The sequence below is a fragment of the Bradyrhizobium sp. genome (genome assembly GCF_019242285.1).
GTDB lineage: Bacteria > Pseudomonadota > Alphaproteobacteria > Rhizobiales > Xanthobacteraceae > Bradyrhizobium.
Genome location: NZ_JAFAVV010000465.1, coordinates 1 through 15,881, shown reverse-complemented (window position 1 = coordinate 15,881; position 15,881 = coordinate 1). Strand labels below are relative to the sequence as shown.

Sequence of the window (15,881 nt, the reverse complement as noted above, 5' to 3'; positions counted from 1 at the left end):
GAGGGAGCCGCTTCCTTCCGTACTTTTGTCGTCGCCCACACCGGCGCGGTCCGTGGACGGTCGTTCTCATCCCACCAGCCTGCACGAGCACCCCGGCAACCCCCGGACGAGCATGACGCGGGGCACGCGCGACTGATTCGGGCCATATCATGGAGATGTGCTCCGCAAACCACAACCGCCGGCCAAGTTTCAACCCAAAGTGAGCGGTGGATTGCGGGGAAATCGACGAATCGACTAGACCGCCCGATGGGGCTGGGAAGCGGAGAGTAGAATGAGAGTCGCTTCCTTGGAGAGTATGTTGGTGGTGGCTACGCTGGTATCAGCCATCATCGTCTTGCTGTGGGGGATCAGACTCCTCTACGGCGCGTGAACAGGCAGGGTGCTGGCGTCGGATCAAATCTCCGCAAGAGACTTTCGGCAAGAGCATTTGCTTCCGCGGCGGCGGAAGCCTGCTGTTCCAGATCGCCGGCGCGGCGTTCGCCAGGCGCCGGATGCCTTCGTGCCGGAATCGGCAGTCGGCCCGATCGCATCGACCAGCGAAGATCGCCATTCATCCGTTCGGCCTGGAATGCTTCGATCGCCCCGCGGCGTCTTGGCAGTCGCGTTGGAGAAAAGAGTCATTGCGACGCAGCAAGACGCACCGCTTTTCGAAAGTAGTTGACGGCGAATCCAACGCGGCTCAAAACAACCGGAGTCATCACCCATGAGTATTGAGCTCGGCGCCCGGCCTTTCGCACAGTTGCGCAAGCCGCGGGTAAGCATTTGGTTTAAGACTCTCATGCATTTCAGCTTCTATCTGATGATCGCAGCGCTGATGATTCTGGGCGTCGAGGTCGTCTATGCGCTCTATCAGTTGGCCGGGCTGTTCTTGTGAGCGCGAGGCGATGCAGCGGAGGTATTCGGCACGACACCAAGCCATGACAGCCGCAGCCTTAAGCTTTCGGGCGATGCTGAAGCGGCTCGCCGACCTACGAGCGCGTGGAACCTAACCGGCAAGCTGTGAGCCCGCGCGGCCCGACATATATTGAAATATTGAAAACAAAAACCCCGCCGGCAACATGCGAATTGCCGACGGGGCCTTGGTGCTCTTGCCTCTCCAACACGACGACAATTGTCGGGCACCGACTTCGTTCCTCAGGGCCTCAATAATACCGGTCGTGCGTATGATCACGTTCTCAGGGGTTCCCGGTTCCCCGTGCCCCGATCGAAACTCGACCGCTCACCGCAACCATCGAGCATTTCTCGCGTTTGTTCTCCGACGTGTTCGAGATGGAGGAATGCGCATGCAGAAGACTCTGGCTGTTCTGGCGACCGTTGGCACGGTTGCGACGTCGGCCATCATGGCGCCCGCGCCGGCCGAAGCGCGCGGCATCGGCCCTGGTCTCGCGTTCGGTCTTGCGGCCGGCGCGCTGACCGCGGGCGCGATCGCAGCGAGCCATCCGTATTACTACGGTTACGGCTATGGGCCGGGCTATTACGGCTATGCGCCAGGCTACTATGGCGGTCCGTCCTACGCCTACTATGGCGGCGGGCCGTACTATCGGCCCTACTACTATCACCACCGCTATTGGCGCCACTGGTGACCAATGCAAAAGCCCGGCGTCAGCCGGGCTTTTCGTTGGCGGCAGGACCGGCGCAATCAGCTCGGCATCACCATGACGATATCGGCTCGCCGACGCGTACGCGCTGCCAGACCTTTGCAAAGTACTCCTCGCGCTCGCGTTCGAACTTCGCCTGCGTCGCGCGGAACTTCGCCACACGCGCGGCGATCTCCTCGCGCTCCTGCCTCAGGCGTCCAATCCGTTCCTGTTGCTCGCTCATGCCAATCCCCTTGTCGCGAATCGCTCGGTCGGAATGCACGCATCAGCGTGCCGATTGGGGCGCGATTGAGGAGAGCCCGGGATGGACGTCGGCAGCCGCGAGGTGAAGTCCCCGATCCCTGCGCGGCGCCATTCGGTCCCGATGTCGTCAACCCGTAAAGTCACGGGGACGAGGCCGCGCATGCCGTGCTAGGAAGAAGGCCGTCGGTACGGGTGGATCGTCCTGAATGATAGTGTCGGATCTTCGCAGCGGGGTGGAGCAGCTCGGCGACATGATCGCCAAGGCATCCGTTATCGTTCCCTTCACCGGCGCCGGCATCTCGACCGAATGCGGCATTCCCGATTTTCGTTCGCCGGGGGGATTGTGGACGCGCAACCGTCCGATCCCCTTCGACGAATTCGTGGCGAGCCAGGAGGCGCGCGACGAATCCTGGCGGCGTCGCTTCACGATGGAGCCGACCTTCAAGGCAGCGAAGCCGGGGCGCGGTCATCGCGCGCTCGCCTCGCTCTATCGCGCCGGAAAGGTGCCTGCGATCATCACCCAGAACATCGACAACCTGCATCAGATGTCGGGCTTCGCGGCCGCCGACGTGATCGAGCTGCATGGCAACACCACCTATGGCCGCTGCATCGGCTGCGGACGCCACTACGCGCTTTCCTGGGTGAAGATGCGATTCGACGCCGACGGCGCCGCGCCCGATTGCATCGACTGCAGCGAGCCGGTGAAGACCGCCACCATCTCGTTCGGACAGGCGATGCCGGAGGACGCGATGCAGCGCGCGGCCGAACTCGCACAGAGCTGCGACCTCTTCATCGCCATTGGATCGTCGCTGGTCGTGTGGCCGGCCGCCGGCTTCCCTCTGATGGCCAAGAATGGCGGGGCGCGGCTCGTGATCATTAATCGTGAGCCTACCGAACAGGATGAGCTTGCGGATTTGGTCATCCGGCACGATATTGGCGAGACGCTTGGGCCGTTCGTCGGTAATTGAACAACTAAAGTGGAATTGATTCGGACCTATGCAACCCTGTTCATAGATTCCGCCAATTTTGTTTTTTTTGTATGCGACGTGGCCGGGGATGTTATCTTTTGATACGAGAGATTCGCGCGGCGTCGTCCATCAGTAGTTGCCGATGTGCGCTGGTTCTGGAACCGCTATGGGCGTAGCGGCCGCAATGATGTGTGAGGGTCCGGGTTTATGGGGTCGGACGGATTTGAGTCGAAAAAACTAGGGGTTCCGCTATCCGGAAGCTCCGCTTCGAACCGCTTGGCGACAGGCGATTTCGCAGGGGGACCTGGGCGTGATCCGGCGGTCGATGCGGTATCCGGCATCGGCGATACAGCCAATCTCATCGAGATAGCCGGGACCATCAAATGGTTCGACGCCTCGAAGGGGTATGGCTTCATCGTTCCCGACAACGGATGGCCGGACGTACTTTTGCACGTTACGGTGCTTAGGCGCGACGGCTACCAGACCGCCTATGAGGGCGCGCGGGTCGTTGTCGAATGTGTGCAGCGCTCGAAGGGCTATCAGGCCTTCCGCATCGTCTCGATGGATGAATCGACAGCGATCCATCCGGCGCAGATGCTGCCACCGCGCACCCATGTCAGCGTCACACCGACCAGCGGGCTGGAGCGTGCGCAGGTGAAGTGGTTCAATCGGCTGCGCGGTTTTGGCTTCCTGACCTGCGGTGAGGGAACGCCCGACATCTTCGTGCACATGGAGACGCTGCGCCGCTTCGGCATGACCGAGCTGCGGCCAGGTCAATATGTGCTGGTGAGGTTCGGGCCCGGCTCCAAGGGCATGATGGCCGCGGAGATCCATCCCGAGACCGGCTCTCCGGTGGCTTCGCACTGATCCTTGATCGACGCAGAGCTGTGCAGCAGTCGCGCCGCGGTTGACGCCGCGCCGCCTTGCTGCGGAAGCCTCGAGCGTGTATCGACGTCGGCGGAACGGGGTATAGCGCAGCCTGGTAGCGCGGCAGTTTTGGGTACTGCAGGTCGTTGGTTCGAATCCAGCTGCCCCGACCAATTACCCCGTTGAATCTCCTAGCTTTCTCCAAGAGATCTGACGCGCGTTCTGTCGTCGTTCAACCGACTCGCCGCCGGCGCAGCCCCACCGATTGGCGGCTTCCCGCCACTGGCATCAGCTATTTCGGCGAGCCGTAATAGTCCAACGTCATGCCGCTCACTTGGCATGACAGGGCGGAGAGCCCGGTGCTCATGCTGAAGCCGCTCGCATGGGGAAATTGTCGCGTGTTGTACTCGTAGAACACGGCCGGCATGTTCTGGCCGCCATCGAAGGACACCACTCCCAGGTAGAGCCGCAGCTTGTTGACCTGGGTCGCTTCTCCTCCCGGGCAGATGAATGAGCAGGCCAGGCCGCTCGGGCAGGAGTAGTCCCACTGGGAGATCGTTTTCGCAAATGGGAAGTGAGGCCCGGGGTCGGTTGGCCCAGGCCCGTTTTGAGCCCTGGCGATGTTCGAGAACAGGCCAGCCAACAGGACTCCAAACAACGATGCCGCCCGCGACATAGGCGTCCTCCGATGGGACGGTCATCATTAGCATTTTTGCTTGAAGATTTGAACTCAAGCGGGCGCACGACCGCGCTCATCGACGATGAGGACGATGTTACCCGTCAGCGGATCAAGATCAGTCCAGTCACATCGCTCAGCCGGAAGAGAACAGCGATCTCAGCCCGGCGCTTGACCCGTCGCGACGCGCGGCGGCGCCATCCTGAAATGCCGTTTGGCGATCGCGACGATCTCGCGATCGGAAGGATGATCGGCGGCCTCGACCGCGACGATCCGCTTGCCGATGTCGGGGTGCTGCTCGCGGAGAAATTTTGCCAGCTCGGTCTTGGCGCCGGCCGGCCCGAGGATGAGGATCTCGCCGGCATCGCGAAGCGCGCTCGTCACATCCTCCAGAAAATGATGGTCCGGGCCGGCATGCCCGCTGCCGGTCGAACCGGCCTTGTGATGCAGATGCCGAGTCGGCAGATGCGGATGCAGCGCGATCTCGTCCGCGCCGGAAAGCCCGATATGGAAGATGCGGGCCTCGCGGTGATCGAGCCAGACGACGGCATGGAAGTGGTGGGTGGTCATCGCTGTTGTCCTCCTCGAAAACGAGTGGGCGCCCCGCAACCGTCAGCGCGCATGTGAGGTGCGTTTATTGCGGCCGCAAGCGGTTCCCTTGATCAGCTCAACCGGCTCGACCTTCGGACGGCTTGGCGGGGCGGCCGAGCGCGAATTGGCCGACCGGCCCTTCGGCGTAGAATGCAAGCCTCGTCATCTGCTCGAACAGGTCGATGTTGTGGGTGCCGATCGCGCAGCCGCCCAGGGCCATATTCGCCGCCATCAGGTAGAACGTCTGCAACAGCGCGCCGACATCCTTGAGGATCAGCGAATAGGCGATCGAGGTGTATTTCCAGGAGGTCCGGCCAAACCGCGCGGCGATGGTGATGAGGACTTGCGGCGGACCGGGCGCGTCCATCGCGAATTCGGCGGCGTGGAGCATGGCCTGCAGCGGCTCGTCCTTCGCCGGGATCCGCGTCAGCGCATGGGCATCGGCATCGTAGTGATAGAAGCCGCGCGGAAGATCGGCGCAATGGCCGACCGCGAGGTAGAGCTCGAGCGGATAGGCGCTGCCGGCCGAGGGGTAGGGCCGTCCGGTGAAGTCGACGACCGGGCCGCCGCCGTCTTCATCGATCGGACTTTGCCAGTGCGACAGCACGCGCGCGGTGCCATCGAGGAATTGCGCCAGTTCGGCGAGGGTGATCGGGGCCTGTGCGTCGAACTCCCGCACCGAGTGGCGCTCGCGGAACAGCGCCGCGACCGGGGAGGGCTGCGCTTCGAATTTCGCGAGGTCGATGGCCGGCCCGGGCCACGCCGGCCGCGCCGAAGGCAGCGGTGCGATCACATCCACATGCGGATAGGCGCCGCCGAACGGATTGGCGTGGCGGCCCTCGGCGCTGCGGGCGTGAAACAGGAGATCATGGAAATCGAACAGGATGAGGTCGCTGTCGCCTTCGTCCCATCTGAGGCCTTCGGTTTCCGGCGCGACCTTGAACAGGATGTCGCAATCGATGAGCAGCGCGATCAGCGCGTCGCCGGGGAAGCCATCACTCTGCCGAAGCCTGCCGAGCTTCTGCGGCCTGGCCAGCGTGACCAGGGCTGCCGCGACGGCCTGATCTCCGATCCGGAACAGCGCCTTTGCGCGCGGCGATTCCAGCACCAAGGCGTCGCCGCGCCGTCGCAGATAGGCGAACCGCGACAGCGCGAGCGTGTCGGTAGCGGCAAGCTTCGGCAGGCGCGGCCAATAGTCCCGCGTTTGCGGTTCGATCGCGACGATATCGGCGTTCTCGCCGGCGCGCCCGAGCCGATATTCCACAAATCCCAGTTGAGCGAGCTGCCGCACCAGATCATTGACCTCCCGGTTGGCGCGGCCGCTCTTGGCCAGCCACCCCAATGGCACGCCGGTCCGGAGATCGACGGCGCCGGCCTCGGCCTCAGGGCCAAATCTCCCGAGCTCCATCGGATAGCCATCGACGCTCGCCAGGATGCTGCCATCCGCGCGGGCCTGCAGCGTCACACGCTCGTTCAACCGGGCCAAGAGGTCCGGCGGCTCGTCCTTCCGCGGCCTGATCTTCCGCTTCTGCTTTCGCGCCGCGCGCAAGGAGCTCGCTCTTTTCACGTGTGCGGCATGAACTGCGTCAGCTCCTCCTCTTTGAGGGGACGCTCCAGAAGTCCCATCTTGACCGGAATGTCGTAGAGCCGCCCCGGCCCAAACCGTCGATAGAAGTGCCGCAGGCCCGGAACCAGCACCCGCACCACGGGCACGCCGACGTCAGGCCGCGTGTGGTCGAGCACCAGGAAATCGTAGCCCGCGCGCCTTGCGACCTCGACACAGGCGTTGACCTGGTCGCGGGTGTTGTCGTGCAGTGGAATGCCTTCCGCAGGCGGAATGACGGGATGGGCGGCCGGGTGCAGGAACGGATAGCTTTCGAGCTTGAGCGGCGTCACGCCGTCGAGCGTGGGCTTCTCGCCGCTGCCGCCACCCATCATGCCGATCGAGAGGAACTGGCTCAGCTCGGTCATGGCGCGCAGCAGCGCGATGCGGCGGTCGAAATGCGCGCCGGAGCCGAACTCGATGTTCTCGTGGCCGTCCTGCATCCAATGCATCACGGCGACATAGGTGGGAATGCCGAGGTCGCTGGTGACGTCGAGCACCCAGATCTTGCGGCCGAAGTCGGCGAACTGCTTGCGGATGTCGCGCACGTAGGAATCGTCGAAATGGTCGAGGTCGAGCTCGGCGCGTTGCAGGCGGTTGTACCACCAGATCGCATAGGCATCGCGCTCGACCAGCTCGAGGAAGCCCTGGACGATCGCCTCCTCACGGGTGTTGCCGGCGGCGCAGCCGTTGGTGTCGGTGTGGAAATGGATGGGGCCGCCGCCATGGAAGAAGTACAGGAGCCCGGTCGGCAGGTGCACGAAGCGCTTGTCGCGCAGCGACCAGGTCGGCGACCACTCGATGCTGTCATTGGGATCGACCGGATCGTTGACGGCCTGGTTGTCCTCCGGCTGCGGGATGTGGCGGTTGGCGAATTGTCTTTCGCTGTAGAGCTGCACGTCGTTGGGGAGGATCGCCTCGCCCGGCTCGAAATCGGCGAAGCGGCGCGTCATCCGGATTTCGTCGCCCTGGAAGATGCCGGAATAGCGCTCGATCGCTTCCATCAGCGCGCTGGCCTCGGCCTGCTCGGCGGTCGACCCTTTGCCGAAACTGCCGCCGGCGAGCCCGGCGCGGAGCTGATCGACACTATGGGCCGGGCCGGAGAAGTTGTGCTGCGCGAAGAAATTGGTGTTCATCGGCAGGTCGGCCTCGATCCGCTCGAGCTTCTTCACCACGCCGGTCAGCGGGCTCACATGCTTGCGGTGGCGCGCCACGGTGGCGCGCGAGGTCACGGTGCGATAGCCGCCGCTGGTCATGATGAGCTTGGTGCCTTCGACGAGCTCGATCGGCTGCGGCATCCGGCGCGGGTTCTGCAATTTCTTGTTGCCGCAGGTCGGACATTGCGGGCGCTTGGCGACGTAGTGCCTGGCGGTGGTCGCACCCATCAGGTCGAAGCTCGCGATATGATCGACAAGATCGGTGCGGAAGTCCGAGGCGATCGCCTTGGCGATCTCGAGTGCGGCGAACTGGATCGCGTTCTGGCCGAGGGAGCCACGCGCGAGCGGCGAGGCCGCGACGGGGTGCGCACCGGCGCGATCGAGAAAACCCCTGATCTCGCGGTTGCGGATCATGCGGTCGAACAGGCAGGTCCAGCAGGCGGTCTGGCCGGGCCTGAAAACGGGCCCGACCAGTGGAAACACGCCGGAAGGCTGCACGATCAGCCAAGGCGTCCTGTCGGCGACGCGCTCCCGGTTCAACGCGGCGAGCTGGCGCTCGAGATAGTCGTTGACCAGGGTAATGGTCAGATCCGGCGCGCGCTTCACCACATTGACGCCGAGATCGCCCAGCGCGGCGCTCATCTCCTTGGCGCCCTCGACGTCGATCGCTTCGATCCGCACGCGGCAGGCGGCGAGATTTTTCTCCGCGGTCTCCGGCGGCAGCCCGAGGCTCGCCCAGTAGCCGGCGACTGCGTCAGTGGATGTGTAGGTGGCCGGCACCACGTAATGCCGCTCGATCATCCGCCCGATCGCTTCCTCGACCTTGTCGACAGGGAAGCTTTTCTTCAGGGCATCGACCAGCTGCGGCGCGCTCTTGCCGCCCTTGCCGATCAGAGTCGCGAGCGCGCAATAGAGCGCGCCATGCAGGAAGAACTTGCGGTCCTCGGAGTACAGGCACACGACATCATTCGGCAGCAGATAGGCCGCGAAATTCGGCGCAAATTGCAGGGCGCTCGCGGCCGGTCGCTTCGGGCTGGTCTTGCGATCAACGTTCGTCGTGTGGGCACGCATGGTCTCTCTGCCATTTGTGGAGGAGCTCGTGGTCTTCCGTCGTCATCGGGTGTCCTGATCCACGGCGGCGCGCTAACATGGCCGGACTGTCTTGGGAACCCCGGCAGAGCGCGCCAGCGGCACGTCGCAGAAGTGCCGTGAAGCAGACATGAAACAGCCGGGCCGACATTGTCGAACCCGGCCATGAGGATCGTGCTCGTTGCGGCCGTCGGCGCTCAGCAGAGGCGGCAGATGCCCCAGGATGCGCAGCAGGAGCCGCAGCCACAACCGCCGCAACCGCAACCGCGGCAGCCGCGACAACCACGGCAGCCGCAACCGCGGCCACCACAACCGCGGCAACCACAGCCGCGTGCGACCTGCACGAAATTGCCGGTATTTTCCTTGTCGAAGAGATGGAAGGTCGCCAAGCTGACGTCGGCGATTTCCTCCTCACCCAGCGTGATCGTCGCCTGGGTGGGGGAGAAGTTCAACGCCTGTGTCGTATCCGCACTCGGCATGGCCGAAGCGGAAGCGCTTCCCGCAAGCGAAAAAGTCAAACCGGCAGCACCGAGCGCCGGTACGGCGGCTTTGGCCACAGTCTTCCTTCTAGAAGCCTGCTTCACTCGTGACATCGTCGCATCCTCCATACCTGGTGGGTGTAATTGAGATTCCAGCCCTTGCAATCTTACGCAAAGCGAGTCGTCGAGGCAAGATCGGACTGGTCACTAACGCGTTGTTCTATATTCAGTTTCTATTCATCTTGATGAATGACATTGATGCATTCGCGCAAGCTTTTGGCCACAGTCTCGACGTAGCTGCAGCGCAGCGCGGGACGTTGCGCGATGCAACGTCGCATCTGTTTCTTCGTCAAGTGAGGCCTGGATGGTCGACCACCCAAACCGATTTGCCTGGTACGAGTTGTTGACGACGGACACAGCCGCGGCAAAGGCGTTCTATTCCAATGTCCTCGGCTGGCAAGCGTGCGATGCGTCGACGCCGGAATTCGGCTATGACCTGTTCACAACTCAAGATTGTCCGGTCACGGGACTGATGGAACTGCCCGAACAGGGCAGGAGGCAGGGCGCCACGCCGCGATGGGTCGGCTATGTGGCGGTCGAGAACGTGGAGGCGGCCGCCGAACGGCTCAAGCGGCTGGGCGGGACGGTCTATGTTCCGCCGACCCGGACCAATATCGGCCGCATTGCCATCGTCGCCGATCCGCAGACCGCACCGTTCGCCCTGATCGGCGAGCCGACCATTGCCGGCGTCTCCCTCCAGGCTGCCGGCCCGGAGGCCCACGCGCCCGGTCGGGTCGGCTGGCACGAGCTCCTGGCTGCCGACGGAGCCAAGGCCTTCGGCTTCTACCATGAGCTGTTCGGCTGGGAACGGTCCAATGCCGGCCACGGGCCGGTGCAATCCTATCATGCCTTCGCCGTGGACGGCCGCACCGTCGGCGGCATGTTCACCAAGCTTGCGGGCACGCCGTTCTCGTTCTGGCTCTATTATTTCGATGTGCCGGACATGGCACATGCGCTGGCGCGGCTGAAGGCGGCCCGCGGTCAGGTCCTGCAAGGCCCGAGCGCATTGCCCGACGGGAGCTGGATCGTCCGCTGCACCGATCCGCAAGGCGCGATGTTCGCCTTGCAGGGGCCGTCCAGCGAAGCAATCGAGGAGCAGGCGCCGAAGCTCGGCTGGTCCGCCGAATGGGGCGGCTTCGCCTCGAAAGGCCGCGTGGTCGTCAAACCGCCGGCGAAGCCGAAGCGCTAGCCGACGCCGCGGCGCTCGCAGTTGCCTTCGGAGGCGCCGGTTTCGACGCCGGCTTGTCCTGCCGTTTCGACCAGGAGATGTAATAGGCCACCGTCGTCATGATCGCGATCCCGGCGACGCTGACCAGGATCTGCGCGAGCACCGAGCCCGAACTCAACAACAGCGTGAAATGCGCGACGAAGGACAGGAAGACGCCGACGCAGAACACGGCCAGCGACTGCTGGCCGCAGACGATCGCGGGATCGAACACCTTCCACTCCAGCCCCGGCCAGGTCTTCGGCACGAAGCGGACCACGAGCATCGCGATGACGATGAAGTGCAGGAAGCGATAGGGCGCCATGAAGGTCTTGTCGTTCGGATTGAACGCCGCATAGAGCCAGTGCGGAAACATCGCCGCGAGATCGGGGAAGCGGCCGGCCATCGTCATGACCAGCGCGAAGATCAGGTAGGCGATGCAGAAATAGAGCGCGATGCTGGAGTTGATGATCGCGGAGGCCCGCCTGGCGCCGCCGAGCGCGCACCACGAGCCGAAGATGAACAGCACCTGCCAGCAGTACGGGTCGAAGTACCAGGCACCGGCCGGATAGGCCGCGAAATTCCAGCCGAAATAGCGCGCCGCGAGCCACAGCAGGATCGAGGCGGCCATGGTCAGGTCGGGCTGGCGCAGCATCAGCCACAGCACCGGCGGGAAGAATCCCATCAGCACGATGTAAAGCGGCAGCACGTCGAGATTCACCGGCTTGAACTTCAGGAGCAGGCCTTCGCCGAGCGTCTGGGTGGCGTGGTCGACGAGGCCCGCCACGTTGAACTCGTTGATGATCTCCGAATCGCCGAAGCGCTGGGCGAGAAAGCTGATCGCGACGATGTAGATGACGAACAGGATGATGTGGGCCACGTAGAGCTGCCAGACCCGCTTGGTCAGGCGGGTGGCGCCGACGATGAAGCCGCGCTCCAGCATCATGCGCGCATAGACGAAGGAAGCCGTGTAGCCGGAAATGAAGACGAACAGATCGGCAGCGTCGGAGAATCCGTAGTTCCGGGTCGTGACCCAGTTCACGATATTGTCCGGGATATGATCCAGGAAGATCGCCCAGTTCGCGATTCCGCGGAACAGGTCCAGACGGAGGTCACGTCCTTTGTCGGGTAGCGTCGCGTTGATTTTCATGGCGGACCGTTTCGAACTCAAGCGTTGGCGAGAAACGTCTGGGAAAGCTTCCTGGTCGGAATTGTCATGCCGCTGCATTGAGATTGTCACAGCGCGGCACAATGACTATACCGATCAAGATAAAGCATCCGCGACCGGAATCACCGGCCAAGGCGTCTTCGAACCGATTTTGTACGTTTCCGCCGCGCGCTTCAATATCGCATTCCGGGAGGATCCGCCTTTCATGACCGCACGCATCTTCAAGCCCGCCAAGAACGCGATGCAATCCGGCAGGGCCCAGACCCGGGAATGGCAGCTCGACTACGAGCCGGAGCAGCCGCAGGCGGTCGAGCCGCTGATGGGCTGGACCTCCTCCGGTGACATGAAGCAGCAGTTGACGCTCCACTTCCACACCAAGGAGGAGGCGGTAGCCTATTGCGAGCGCAAGGGCATCTCCTACCAGGTGATCGAGCCCAAGCAGTCGGCGATCCGGCAGATCGCCTATGCCGACAATTTTGCGTTCCGGCGCGGCGAGCCCTGGACGCATTAGCGCTCCAGGCATGACTTGCCCGCCCAGACGTCGCGGATTCGAAGATTGATTGATCATTTCAAGAATTCGGCCAGTCCCCGTTCGGAAATCGGCACGCGGCGGAGCTCGACGTGTGCGACCTTCGATTCCGCGGGCGGCCTGCCCGCGGTGCGGAGGTTCGCCATGTCGCAACTCGCCCAGATGCTGAAATTCGCTCTTGCAATCGCGCTTTGCGTGCCGGGGGCGGCGTTCGCCGATGAGCTCACGACACCGGGCGATGCAAATAGCCTGGGATTCTCGGCCGCGCGCCTGGCGCGGATCGCGCCCTGGTATCAGGCGCGCTTCGAGTCCTTCTCGCCGTCGGATGGCCTGTTGCCTGGCGCCGTCGTCGCGATCGCAAAGGGCGGCAAGCTGGCCTATCTGCAGGCCATCGGATTCCAGGACCGTGCCAAGACGATCCCGATGAAGACGAATTCCATCTTCTGGATCGCCTCGATGTCCAAGCCGGTAACCAGTGTCGCGGCCATGATCCTGGTGGACGAGGGCAAGCTCGATCTCGACGCCCCCGTGGCCCGGTATCTGCCCGAACTTGGGGAGATGCGGGTCGCGTTCCAAAAGACTGATGCGGCCACTGGCCACGCGGAATACGGGCTCGATCCAGCAAAACGCCCGATGACGGTCCGGGATCTGCTGCGCCATACGTCCGGCCTCGTCTATCCGGAGCTGGATTTTGCCTATCCGGAACGGGGCCTTCTAGACACGGCCGCCGATTCTGGGATTCGGACGATGCATATGCTCTATGGCTGGAAGGCCGTGTTCAGGCGCGACAAGACCTTGGCGGATTTCGTGTCCAGCCTGGCCGGCCTGCCGCTCGCCCATCAGCCCGGCGAGGTCCATGAATATGGCTGGAGCGTCGACGTGCTGGGCCGCGTTGTCGAAGTGGTGTCCGGTCAGTCCTTCGACCAATTCCTGCAGGGCCGCATCTTTGCGCCGCTCCATATGGTCGACACCGGCTTCTATGTGCCGCAAGACAAACTCGGCCGCCTTGTGGATTCTCCCATGCCGGAACGGCCGCCGATCTGGGATGTCACGACGCCGCCAAAGCTGTTTTCGGGTGGCGGAGGGCTGGTTTCGACCGCGCCTGACTATCTCCGCTTCTGTCAGATGCTTCTGAACGGCGGCGAGCTCGATGGCGTGCGCGTGCTCAGCCCGCAGGCGGTGAAGCAGATGACGACGAACGCGCTGCCGGCCGGCACGCGCATCTTTGGCGGCGACGAGGTGGGCGCCCGTGCCGGAACGACCTTTGGGCTTGGCTTCGGCATCCGGATCGATCCGGTGCAGAGCTGGATTCCGGGCGCGGTCGGAAGCTTCTCCTGGGCTGGATTGTGGGGCACATATTTCTGGGTCGATCCGGGGGAGCAATTGATCGGGCTGCAGATGATTCAGGCGACACCTGGCAGCAAGGGGCGCCAGGCACTCCTGTATTCGGGGATTAATCATCTGGCCTATGGCGCCTTGGCGATTCCCGAGCCGTCCTCTTCCGCGCGGTTGCCGATGATTCCAAGCCCCGAATCGCTCGCCGATTTTGTCGGGACCTATGACTTCGGCGGCTCGGTGAGCTCGCGTGACGTGCAGGGTCTGACCGATGGCAAGACCGGATGGCTTGGAATCGGCAACTTCGTCGCGATGGAGCAGGACGGGCTGAGGATCAACAAGCCTAACCCTGGCGGCGGCCCCGCAACCAAGGCCGGTGTGAGGGCGGGCGATCTCATCACTGAAATCGACAATGCGCCGCTCAAGGGCCTCTCGCTCGCCGACGTCCTGGCGAGGCTGCGAGGACCGGCCGACACGACGATCAAGATGAAGATCATCCACGAGGGGCAGGACGGCGCAAGCGATCTCAGCGTCGTCAGAGCCGACCGCCGCGCCAACGCGGTCCGGCTTCAGCTTCGCGTCGAGCAGGGCAAGCTCGCAGCCGAAGCGACGGGGGCCTGGCCGATCCTCGAATTCGAGAAGGGCAAGGTGACGCCGCTCGTGGCGATATGGGCCGACGAATTCACCGTCGACGACGACGATCACACCCGAATCGCTTTCGTCAGGGATGCGGCAGGCAAGGTCTCCGAACTCGTCCTCAATCCCGGACCTTGGGAGCAGAAAGCGGCGGTGATCGCGGTGGGGCCGAAATAGGGTTGCCTAAAGCTGTGGCATGGTGACACCATGGCTCGGCCCGCCGCGTCGGCGACGGCGCGTCTCAAAGCCCTGCCGGAAACCAATGCCGCTTCATTCCAGCATCGACTCCGCCTCATCCGATTTCGCGCGCAATGCGGAGGCCATGCGCGTGCTGGTCGCCGAGCTCCGCGGCAAGCTCGAGCAGGTGGCGGGCGGGGGTGGCGAGGCATCGCGCGCCCGGCATGTCTCACGCGGCAAGATGCTGGCGCGCCAGCGCGTCGACCTGCTGCTCGATCCCGGCACCGCGTTCCTGGAGCTGTCGCCGCTCGCCGCTCACGGCCTCTATGGTGGCGACGTGCATTCGGCGAGCATCGTCACCGGGGTGGGGCGGATCGCAGGGCGCGAATGCGTCATCGTCGCCAACGACGCCACCATCAAGGGCGGCACCTATTACCCGATGACGGTGAAGAAGCATCTGCGCGCGCAGGACATCGCGCGGCAGAACGATCTGCCCTGCATCTACATGGTGGATTCGGGCGGCGCCTTCCTGCCGATGCAGGACGAGATTTTCCCCGACGAACGGCATTTCGGCCGCATCTTCTTCAACCAGGCGCAGATGTCTGCGGCCGGCATTCCACAGATCGCGATCGTAATGGGATCCTGCACGGCAGGCGGCGCCTATGTGCCGGCGATGTCGGACGAGAGCATCATCGTGCGTAACCAGGGCACGATCTTCCTGGGGGGGCCGCCGCTGGTGAAAGCCGCGACCGGCGAGGTTGTCACCGCTGAGGAGCTCGGCGGCGCCGACGTGCATTCGCGCCAGTCCGGCGTTACCGATCACTATGCCCAGAACGACGCGCATGCGATCGGGATCGCGCGGCGGATCGTAGGGACGCTCAAGCCGAAGGCGCCGCCCGTGCTCAACATGTGCGAGCCGCGTGAGCCGTTGTTCGCGGCGGAGGAAATCTACGGCGTGGTGCCCATCGACGGACGCAAGCCGTTCGACGTCCGCGACATCATCGCGCGGATCGTCGACGGTTCGGAATTCGACGAGTTCAAGAAGCTCTACGGCCAGACGCTGGTCTGCGGCTTCGCGCATATCTTCGGCTATCCGGTCGGCATCATCGCCAACAACGGCATCCTGTTCAGCGAAAGCGCGCTGAAGGGCGCGCATTTCATCGAGCTATGCTGTCAACGCCAGATCCCATTGGTGTTCCTGCAGAACATCACCGGCTTCATGGTCGGCAGGAAATACGAGGCCGGCGGCATCGCCCGCGACGGCGCCAAGCTGGTGACTGCAGTCGCTACCGCAGGCGTTCCGAAATTCACCGTTGTCATCGGCGGCTCCTATGGCGCCGGCAACTACGGCATGTGCGGGCGCGCCTACAGCCCGCGTTTCCTCTGGATGTGGCCGAACGCGCGCATCTCGGTGATGGGCGGCGAGCAGGCGGCCAGCGTGCTCGCCACGATCCGGCGCGACGCGCTCACCGCGCGCGGCGAGGACTGGCCAGCGGCCGCG

General features: G+C 63.8%; 15 protein-coding genes and 1 tRNA gene. 9 read left to right on the top strand and 7 right to left on the bottom strand.

Features of this window, described 5'->3' with window-relative positions; genetic code table 11:
* Window positions 1-703: 703 nt before the first annotated feature.
* Together JOY90_RS18335 and JOY90_RS18330 are read left to right on the top strand one after the other, a co-directional pair.
* Entirely contained in the window at window positions 704-874 is a 171-nt protein-coding gene (locus tag JOY90_RS18335) for a hypothetical protein (RefSeq protein ID WP_291692529.1), read from the top strand.
* A gap of 409 nt (window positions 875-1,283) precedes the next feature.
* The gene (locus tag JOY90_RS18330; RefSeq protein WP_291692528.1) at window positions 1,284-1,583 is read left to right on the top strand and encodes a hypothetical protein; all 300 of its coding nucleotides are present in this window, start codon (window positions 1,284-1,286) and stop codon (window positions 1,581-1,583) included.
* Window positions 1,584-1,650: 67 nt separating this feature from the next.
* Here the strand turns inward: JOY90_RS18330 and JOY90_RS18325 are convergent, their stop codons facing one another.
* Entirely contained in the window at window positions 1,651-1,821 is a 171-nt protein-coding gene (locus tag JOY90_RS18325; protein WP_291692527.1) for a hypothetical protein, read from the bottom strand.
* Between the two features lie 226 nt (window positions 1,822-2,047).
* Between JOY90_RS18325 and JOY90_RS18320 the strand changes: the two genes are divergently transcribed.
* From JOY90_RS18320 to JOY90_RS18310, 3 genes are all read left to right on the top strand, one after another.
* Window positions 2,048-2,809 carry a Sir2 family NAD-dependent protein deacetylase gene (locus tag JOY90_RS18320; protein WP_291692526.1) on the top strand — a complete coding sequence of 254 codons (762 nt, stop codon included), beginning with the start codon at window positions 2,048-2,050 and terminating at the stop codon, window positions 2,807-2,809.
* A gap of 207 nt (window positions 2,810-3,016) precedes the next feature.
* Window positions 3,017-3,676 carry a cold-shock protein gene (locus JOY90_RS18315; protein WP_291692525.1) on the top strand — a complete coding sequence of 220 codons (660 nt, stop codon included), beginning with the start codon at window positions 3,017-3,019 and terminating at the stop codon, window positions 3,674-3,676.
* Between the two features lie 96 nt (window positions 3,677-3,772).
* A tRNA-Pro gene (locus tag JOY90_RS18310) sits at window positions 3,773-3,849 on the top strand.
* 119 nt (window positions 3,850-3,968) lie between these two features.
* Here the strand turns inward: JOY90_RS18310 and JOY90_RS18305 are convergent.
* From JOY90_RS18305 to JOY90_RS18285, 5 genes are all read right to left on the bottom strand, one after another.
* Window positions 3,969-4,352 carry a hypothetical protein gene (locus JOY90_RS18305; RefSeq protein ID WP_291692524.1) on the bottom strand — a complete coding sequence of 128 codons (384 nt, stop codon included), beginning with the start codon at window positions 4,350-4,352 and terminating at the stop codon, window positions 3,969-3,971.
* 159 nt (window positions 4,353-4,511) lie between these two features.
* Window positions 4,512-4,922, bottom strand: coding sequence for a translational machinery protein (locus JOY90_RS18300; RefSeq protein ID WP_291692523.1), 411 nt, complete (start codon window positions 4,920-4,922; stop codon window positions 4,512-4,514).
* 97 nt (window positions 4,923-5,019) lie between these two features.
* The gene (locus JOY90_RS18295) at window positions 5,020-6,492 is read right to left on the bottom strand and encodes a SagB family peptide dehydrogenase (protein WP_291692522.1); all 1,473 of its coding nucleotides are present in this window, start codon (window positions 6,490-6,492) and stop codon (window positions 5,020-5,022) included.
* A 14-nt stretch (window positions 6,493-6,506) separates the two neighbouring features.
* Window positions 6,507-8,774 carry a TOMM precursor leader peptide-binding protein gene (locus JOY90_RS18290; RefSeq protein WP_291692521.1) on the bottom strand — a complete coding sequence of 756 codons (2,268 nt, stop codon included), beginning with the start codon at window positions 8,772-8,774 and terminating at the stop codon, window positions 6,507-6,509.
* A 215-nt stretch (window positions 8,775-8,989) separates the two neighbouring features.
* A complete protein-coding gene (locus tag JOY90_RS18285) occupies window positions 8,990-9,349 on the bottom strand; it encodes a hypothetical protein (RefSeq protein ID WP_291692520.1) in 360 nt (119 codons plus the stop codon).
* Between the two features lie 286 nt (window positions 9,350-9,635).
* On the opposite strand from JOY90_RS18285, the gene JOY90_RS18280 reads away from it, so the two are divergent.
* On the top strand, window positions 9,636-10,520 hold the full coding sequence (locus JOY90_RS18280; protein WP_291692519.1) for a VOC family protein: 885 nt from the start codon (window positions 9,636-9,638) through the stop codon (window positions 10,518-10,520).
* Here JOY90_RS18280 and JOY90_RS18275 read toward each other — a convergent pair.
* The gene (locus JOY90_RS18275; protein WP_291692518.1) at window positions 10,492-11,685 is read right to left on the bottom strand and encodes an OpgC domain-containing protein; all 1,194 of its coding nucleotides are present in this window, start codon (window positions 11,683-11,685) and stop codon (window positions 10,492-10,494) included. The genes JOY90_RS18280 and JOY90_RS18275 overlap by 29 nt on opposite strands.
* A 223-nt stretch (window positions 11,686-11,908) precedes the next feature.
* Here JOY90_RS18275 and JOY90_RS18270 point away from each other — a divergent pair, with 223 nt between their 5' ends.
* From JOY90_RS18270 to JOY90_RS18260, 3 genes are all read left to right on the top strand, one after another.
* Window positions 11,909-12,214, top strand: a complete 306-nt coding sequence (locus tag JOY90_RS18270) for an ETC complex I subunit (RefSeq protein WP_291692517.1) — start codon at window positions 11,909-11,911, stop codon at window positions 12,212-12,214.
* 162 nt (window positions 12,215-12,376) lie between these two features.
* A complete protein-coding gene (locus JOY90_RS18265) occupies window positions 12,377-14,380 on the top strand; it encodes a serine hydrolase (protein WP_291692516.1) in 2,004 nt (667 codons plus the stop codon).
* Between the two features lie 85 nt (window positions 14,381-14,465).
* A partial coding sequence (locus tag JOY90_RS18260) for a carboxyl transferase domain-containing protein (RefSeq protein WP_291692515.1) occupies window positions 14,466-15,881 on the top strand: 1,416 nt, incomplete at its 3' end.

Coding starts and splice junctions, on each gene's coding strand:
- JOY90_RS18335 (WP_291692529.1), top strand. CDS start 704: ATGAGTATTGAGCTCGGCGCCCGGCCTTTCGCACAGTTGCGCAAGCCG.
- JOY90_RS18330 (WP_291692528.1), top strand. CDS start 1,284: ATGCAGAAGACTCTGGCTGTTCTGGCGACCGTTGGCACGGTTGCGACG.
- JOY90_RS18325 (WP_291692527.1), bottom strand. CDS start 1,821: ATGAGCGAGCAACAGGAACGGATTGGACGCCTGAGGCAGGAGCGCGAG.
- JOY90_RS18320 (WP_291692526.1), top strand. CDS start 2,048: ATGATAGTGTCGGATCTTCGCAGCGGGGTGGAGCAGCTCGGCGACATG.
- JOY90_RS18315 (WP_291692525.1), top strand. CDS start 3,017: ATGGGGTCGGACGGATTTGAGTCGAAAAAACTAGGGGTTCCGCTATCC.
- JOY90_RS18305 (WP_291692524.1), bottom strand. CDS start 4,352: ATGTCGCGGGCGGCATCGTTGTTTGGAGTCCTGTTGGCTGGCCTGTTC.
- JOY90_RS18300 (WP_291692523.1), bottom strand. CDS start 4,922: ATGACCACCCACCACTTCCATGCCGTCGTCTGGCTCGATCACCGCGAG.
- JOY90_RS18290 (WP_291692521.1), bottom strand. CDS start 8,774: ATGCGTGCCCACACGACGAACGTTGATCGCAAGACCAGCCCGAAGCGA.
- JOY90_RS18280 (WP_291692519.1), top strand. CDS start 9,636: ATGGTCGACCACCCAAACCGATTTGCCTGGTACGAGTTGTTGACGACG.
- JOY90_RS18275 (WP_291692518.1), bottom strand. CDS start 11,685: ATGAAAATCAACGCGACGCTACCCGACAAAGGACGTGACCTCCGTCTG.
- JOY90_RS18270 (WP_291692517.1), top strand. CDS start 11,909: ATGACCGCACGCATCTTCAAGCCCGCCAAGAACGCGATGCAATCCGGC.
- JOY90_RS18265 (WP_291692516.1), top strand. CDS start 12,377: ATGTCGCAACTCGCCCAGATGCTGAAATTCGCTCTTGCAATCGCGCTT.